Raw genomic sequence first — 6,125 nt, 5'->3', positions numbered from 1 at the left:
GGTGGAGGGGGCGGCCCCAAAAACCGGCGTATCCTGCCGCCCCCTCCACCGCCTTCGGCGGTCCCCCTCCCCCGTTTCACGGTGGAGGACCACCGAGAGTCCTGTGCGAAAGCCATATGCGATAGCCCTGCCCTCAAGGGGGAGGTGCGCATCGGGTTTGTGGCTTGATCCAACCGCAATCACCGGCCGGCACCCTCCCTTGACGGGGAAGAATGGGGGAGGGGTGTGCAACACGCGCGATGTGCGCGCTCCTCCTTGGAGTACATGCGCCGTGCTTGATTGCAAAGAAACGTTTGCAAATGTTTCTTTGCAATCATAAGCTCGGTCCATGAGCACCCCGTCCAGGCCATCCCGCGAAATCACCCGCATCGTTCCCGATGCCACCGCGCTCAAGGCGCTTGCTCACCCGGTGCGGTTGCGCATGCTCGGCATGCTGCGCATCGATGGGCCGGCCACCGCCACCCGGCTCGCCGAGCGGCTCGGCCTCAATTCCGGCGCTACCAGCTACCACCTGCGCCAACTGGCTCTGCACGGCTTCATCGAGGAAATGCCCGACCAGCCCTCGCGCCGCGACCGCTGGTGGCAGTCGCGCCATGAGTCGACCTCGTTCTTCGAGAATGTTGAGAGTGCCGAGGAGTTCGACTCGAGCGTCGCCTTTGCCCAGGCGGCGCTGACGCAGCAGGTCCAACTGATGCAGCAGGCGCAGGACGAGTTCACCCGCCTGCCGCCCGAGTGGCAGGCGGCCAACGCCATCAGCGATTTCACCATCATCCTCACGCCCGACGAAGCCTCCGCGCTACGCGACAAGCTGCAGGCACTGCTGTGGGAGGCGATGCGGCAGGCCCCGGCCCCGGGTGCGCCTGTCCCGCCGGGTGCTGCGCCCTACACGGTGATGCTGCATGCCTTCGCCTATCCCGGCAGGCTCACCGGGGCCAAGGGGACGAAGTCATGAACCGGCGTCCATTCCTTGCCTTCGCCGTCGCCGAAACCTTGTCGATCTCGGGCACGCGCCTTTCCACCATTGCCATCCCATGGCTGGTGCTCACCACCACCGGCAGTCCGATCCTCACCGGCGTCGTCGCCATGGCCGAGATGCTGCCCTATGTCGTCGCCAAGGCGCTTTCCGGTCCGCTGATCGATCGCATCGGTCCCCAGCGCATCGCCATCGGCTGCGATCTCGCGTCGGTGCTGGTGGTCGGCCTCGTTCCGGTGCTGGCGCTGGTGGGCTGGCTCGGTTTCGAGCTGCTGCTGCCGATCGTCATCGCCATGGGCGTGCTGCGCGGCCCTTCCGATGCGGCCAAGATCTCGATGGTCCCCGCGATCGCCAAGCTTGCCGATGTACCACTCGAGCGCGTCACCGGTGTTGCCGGCGTCATCGAGCGGCTGGCCTCGACCGTCGGCGCTGCCGCAGCGGGTGGGTTGATCGCGCTCATCGGCCCCGGTCTCGCCCTGGCGCTGAACGCCGCCACCTTTGCGCTCGCCGCGGCCGTGGTTGCGGCGGGCATTCCGGCATTTGATCGCGATCGGCCGGAAGTCCGTGCTTCCTACCTTGACGAGCTGCGCGAAGGGTTCGACTTCATCCGCCGCGACGCCCTGCTCGTCGGCATCGTGGTGATGATCACCGTCACCAACCTGCTCGATGCCGCCTGGTCCGCCGTGTTGCTGCCGGTTTGGACCCAGCAGTCGGGCTATGACGCGGCGCTGCTCGGCCTGCTGTTCGCCGTGATGTCCGCCGCCTCAATCGCCGGCGCGGCAATCGCTACGACCACCGGCGAACGCCTGCCGCGGCTGGTGGTCTATACCGTAGCGTTCCTGCTTGCCGGGCTGCCGCGCTTCGCCGTGTTCGCCATCGACGCACCGCTGGTCGCCGCCTTCGTCACACTGGCGATCGGCGGCTTCGCGGCCGGCTTCATCAATCCGATCGTCAATGCTGTCATCATGGAGCGCATCCCGCCCGCCATGATCGGCCGCGCCAGTGCACTGGTTGGTGCGCTCGCCTGGGCTCTGATTCCGTTCGGCGGCCTCGTCGGTGGCGCTCTCGTCGCCTTGATCGGTCTTGCGCCGACGTTCTGGCTCACCGGCATAGCCTACTTCGCCGCCACGCTCCTGCCGCTCGCTCGGCGCAGCTTCCGTACCTTCGGAAGCCGGCCGGACGAACTGCCTTCGATGTAGCTACTTGGTCTGCGCCGTCAGCACGCGGCTCCCGACCCAGGCGCCAATCACCACCAGCACCACCGCGAGCAGGAGCCCGATCCACACGATCGGATCGCTGAAATGACCGAGGAACACGGCGCGCAGGGCTTCGACGATGTGCTTGAAGGGGTTGAAGTTGGCCACCACCTGCAGCCACGCCGGAGCCAGCGTCATGGGCAACAGGATGCCTGAAAGCAACAGGATCGGCAGGGCTAGCGTATTGGCGATCGGCGCCAGTGCGTCCTCGCTCTTGGTTGCCAAGCCGATGGCGTTCGAGATGAACGAGAACGCTGCGCCGAGCAACGCCACCAGCACCAGGCCGATGAGCAGCGCGCCCACCGGAACGCGCAGGCCCATGAAGAATGCCGCGCCGACAAGCACGATCGCCTGTACCAGGATCACCACCACGTCGCGCAGCGTGCGCCCGGTGATGATTGCTGCCCGGGACGCCGGCGACACCAACTGCCGGTCGATGACGCCGGAGCGCCATTCGGCAATGATGCCGAAGCCGACGAACAGCCCGCCGAAAATCCCCAGTTGCACCAGCAGCCCCGGCACGAACACCTGCCAGGCGTCACCCGCGAAGCCCGAGGTCGCCGCGATCGTCTGCAGCAGCGGGCCGAACAGGGTGAGATAGAGCACCGGCTGCATCAGCCCGATCACCACCCATTCCGGTTGGCGCAGCGCCAGCAGCATCGAGCGCTCGAAGATGATCCATGTATCGCGAACAAAGGACATGTCAGCCTCCTAATCCCTGAGCGACCGGCCGGTCAGCGTCAGGAAGACGTCATCGAGAGTGGGACGGTTCACGTCGACGCCGATGGCGTCGATTCCGGCCTTGGTCAGGTCGCCCAGCAGCACCGGCAGGGCCGTGGCGCCGTCGGGGACATGCAGGCGCACCACGTGGGCCTCCGTAGCTGGCGTGTCTGCCCCGTTGAGCCGTGCTGCAATGGCGGCTGAACTCACGGCATCCGCCTCGCTCCGCAGCGTCAGCGTGATGGTGTCGCCCGACACCCGCTTCTTGAGCTCGGCCGGCGTGCCCTCGGCGACGATGGTGCCATGGTCGATGATCAGGATGCGGTCGGAAAGTGAGTCCGCCTCGTCCATGTAGTGGGTGGTGAGGAACACCGTGGTGCCCAGTTCGTCGCGGAGCTTCCTGATGTGGTTCCACAGGTTTGCCCGGCTCTGGGGGTCGAGCCCCGTCGAAGGCTCGTCGAGGAACACCAGCCGCGGCTGGTGCACGAGGCCCATGACGATATCCAGCCGCCGACGTTGCCCGCCCGACAGCGAGCCGCAGGTCCGGTCCCAGATCTCGCCCAGGTCGAGCGCCGCCAGCAACTCCTTGCCACGTTGGATCGCCACCTGCTTGTCGATGCCGTAGAGCCGCGCGTGGCTGACGATCTCCTGGCCGACCCTGGCTTCGGGTGAAGTCGAGCCGGCCTGGCTGACATAGCCGATCCGCCGGCGCACCGTGACCGGGTCACGGCGCAGGTCCGCGCCCACCACGGTCGCCGAGCCGTCGGTGGGTTTCAGCAGGGTGCAGAGCATCTTGAGCGTCGTGGTCTTGCCGGCCCCGTTCGGTCCCAGAAAGCCGACGATCTCGCCGTCCCGGACGCTGAGGTCGATGCCGCGCACCGCGTCGATCGTCTTGCCCTTGGCGCCCTTCGCCTTGAAGCTTCGCTTGAGGCCCCTGGCCTCGATGATGGTGTTGGTCACTTGCGCCTCGTTGTCATTGTTCGGCACGGCGATCAGCGCGGGCGGCCTGCGCCGGATCGGCTGGAATGGATGCGATTGCGGTTTCATATGCCGGCCCTCCGGCCGTCATCGTGGCGTAGCCTCGGGTTGCGTGGTCTTCATGCTGGTTTGGCGGTCGGCCGGCTTGATTTCGGTTGCTCGTCGCCGGACGACCGCATGCGACATCCGGGAATCTTGCTTTCCCCGATATCTCATCGTATAATTATCTTATGAATCAAGATATCAACGAGTCAAGAGAAACTGCAGCTGAAGGTTTCGGCCTCCGATTCAAGGAGGCGACGCGCGCCAGCCAGGCCGCCAACGACCTGTTCGACGAAACGCTGACGGAGTTTCTCGGCATCAACCGCACCGACGGTCGTTGCATTGATCTGATCGACCGGCGGGGCAGGGTCAGCGCCGGACAGCTCGCCAATGACAGCGGCCTCACCACCGGGGCAGTGACCGCGGTGATCGATCGGCTGGAAGCTGCCGGTTACGTCGTTCGCACGCGCGACACCCTCGACCGGCGCAAGATCTGGATCGAGCTGACCGACGACATGAAGGCCATCACCCGACGCATCTTCGGCCACTACGAGAAGACTGGCCCGATGATGCTGGCGCGTTTCACGCCCGATCAGCTGGCCGCCATCATGCAGTTCCTCGAGATCGGCACGTTCCTGCAAACCGAGATGGCCGAAGCGCTGCGCGAGCACCTTGATCCGCGCGCCACCACCCCCGCCGCCCGCCTGATCCAGGCCCGCGCCTTCGAGCGTGCGGTGGAGGCGAACCGGACGAGGCTGCAGGCGGAGCTCAACGGGTTGCTGGATGGTAAGGGGCGGTGAGCGCACCCCGTTGATGCCGACTTGCCTGGCCAATCCACCGGCGTCATCCCCCGCGAAGGCGGGGACCCAGTGGGATCTCTCAGCGTCAGCGGGGGCCGTGGCATCCCACTAGTTCCCGCCTTCGCGGGAATGACGTCGGTGGGGTGGACGCACTACGTCGCCCAACCACTCCCCCTTACTCCGCCGCCATCGGCAGGCTGTCCTTGCCGTCGAGATTGCCCATGCTGGCGACGATGTGGCTGGCCAGCGCATCGTAGATGCCGCCATAGGCGTGGCTGGCGCGCATGATGGCGATTTCGGCGTCGCGCAGCCGCGGCAGGTCCTTGTCCTCGGCGATCACGCGCATGCCGGGCTGCAGTGCACTCTCGGGCAGGAAGCCGACGGCGAGGTCGGTCAATACGGCGCTGGCGATCGCCATGGCGTTCGACGAGGTATAGGCGATGCGATAATCGCGGCCGATGCGGTTCAGCACCTCGACCGCGTTTTCCTTCCAGCAGCAATGCAGCCCGCCCGCGATCGGCAGTGGCTCGGTGGCCAGCGCCTGGCCGCCATGCGAGGCGACCCAGAACATCCGCTCGGTACGGAACATCTCGCCATATTCGTGGTTGGTGCCCTGGGTGAAGACGATCAGGTCGTAGCGGCCCTTCTTCATCCCATCGAGCAGCTCTTCCGAAGGTTGGCAGCGTACATCGACGACGATCTTGGGGTGGGTGCGCTGGAAGCTCGAGAGGATCACCGGCAGCAGGCGCACGGCATAGTCGTCTGGCACTCCGAAGCGGATCGAGCCCTTGAGGTCGCCGTCGGAGAACACGTCCATGATCTCGGCATTGATCCGGAGCATGCGTCGGGCCCGCGCGTACAGCGCATCGCCATACTCGGTCAGCGCCACCGTCCGGCCGTCGCGGCTGAGCAGCGCCTGGCCTAGCCTTTCCTCCAGCCGCTTGATCTGCATCGACACCGCCGACTGGGTCTTGTTCACCCGGCGCGCCGCCTCGGTGAAACTGCCGCAGTCGGCGATGGCGCAGAAGCTTTGCAGCTGGTCGAGATCGAGGGGCGTGCTCATCCCGTTTCTCCATCACGAAATTTGATGATCGGGATGAAATCTATTTGTTGGACGAATAGATGGCAAGGGCTCATATCAGCCGTCATCGGTGATCCCGCGATCGCCAGTAGCGATCCCGAGGTCGCCACCAGCGATCCTCCCGATCGCCGCCCCCCGCCCCGGCACTCCCTGCCCAGGCAAAGATGAAATTGGAGAAGGACCATGGTCCACTTGCTTTCGAGCGAGCGGCCGTCGATGGCTGCCGCGTCGTCCAACCCGTTGCGCGCTCTGGTGAACTGGTTCGCCAAAGTCCG

Annotated in this window: 6 protein-coding genes; 3 read left to right on the top strand and 3 right to left on the bottom strand. The window is 65.8% G+C overall.

The window, feature by feature from the left end:
- Positions 1-328: 328 nt before the first annotated feature.
- Both VGV07_RS23310 and VGV07_RS23305 read left to right on the top strand, forming a co-directional pair.
- Positions 329-952, top strand: a complete 624-nt coding sequence (locus VGV07_RS23310) for a helix-turn-helix domain-containing protein (protein WP_326871141.1) — start codon at positions 329-331, stop codon at positions 950-952.
- Positions 949-2,172, top strand: a complete 1,224-nt coding sequence (locus VGV07_RS23305) for an MFS transporter (RefSeq protein ID WP_326871140.1) — start codon at positions 949-951, stop codon at positions 2,170-2,172. The genes VGV07_RS23310 and VGV07_RS23305 overlap by 4 nt, the downstream gene beginning before the upstream one ends.
- Here VGV07_RS23305 and VGV07_RS23300 read toward each other — a convergent pair whose 3' ends face one another.
- Entirely contained in the window at positions 2,173-2,931 is a 759-nt protein-coding gene (locus VGV07_RS23300) for an ABC transporter permease (protein WP_326871139.1), read from the bottom strand. It abuts the gene before it with no gap.
- 9 nt (positions 2,932-2,940) lie between these two features.
- Positions 2,941-3,996 (bottom strand): ATP-binding cassette domain-containing protein, encoded by a 1,056-nt coding sequence (locus VGV07_RS23295; protein WP_326871138.1) that lies wholly within the window; start codon positions 3,994-3,996, stop codon positions 2,941-2,943.
- A gap of 161 nt (positions 3,997-4,157) precedes the next feature.
- Here VGV07_RS23295 and VGV07_RS23290 point away from each other — a divergent pair, with 161 nt between their 5' ends.
- Entirely contained in the window at positions 4,158-4,769 is a 612-nt protein-coding gene (locus tag VGV07_RS23290; RefSeq protein WP_326871137.1) for a MarR family winged helix-turn-helix transcriptional regulator, read from the top strand.
- 175 nt (positions 4,770-4,944) lie between these two features.
- Here the strand turns inward: VGV07_RS23290 and VGV07_RS23285 are convergent, their stop codons facing one another.
- Positions 4,945-5,832, bottom strand: a complete 888-nt coding sequence (locus tag VGV07_RS23285) for a LysR family transcriptional regulator (RefSeq protein ID WP_055884953.1) — start codon at positions 5,830-5,832, stop codon at positions 4,945-4,947.
- Positions 5,833-6,125 lie beyond the last annotated feature (293 nt).

Origin of the sequence: Devosia sp. (assembly GCF_035944845.1) — a bacterium.
Classification (GTDB): Bacteria; Pseudomonadota; Alphaproteobacteria; order Rhizobiales; family Devosiaceae; genus Devosia_A.
The sequence above is the reverse complement of the archived record's forward strand: the minus strand, read 5'-3'. Positions and strand labels throughout refer to the sequence as shown.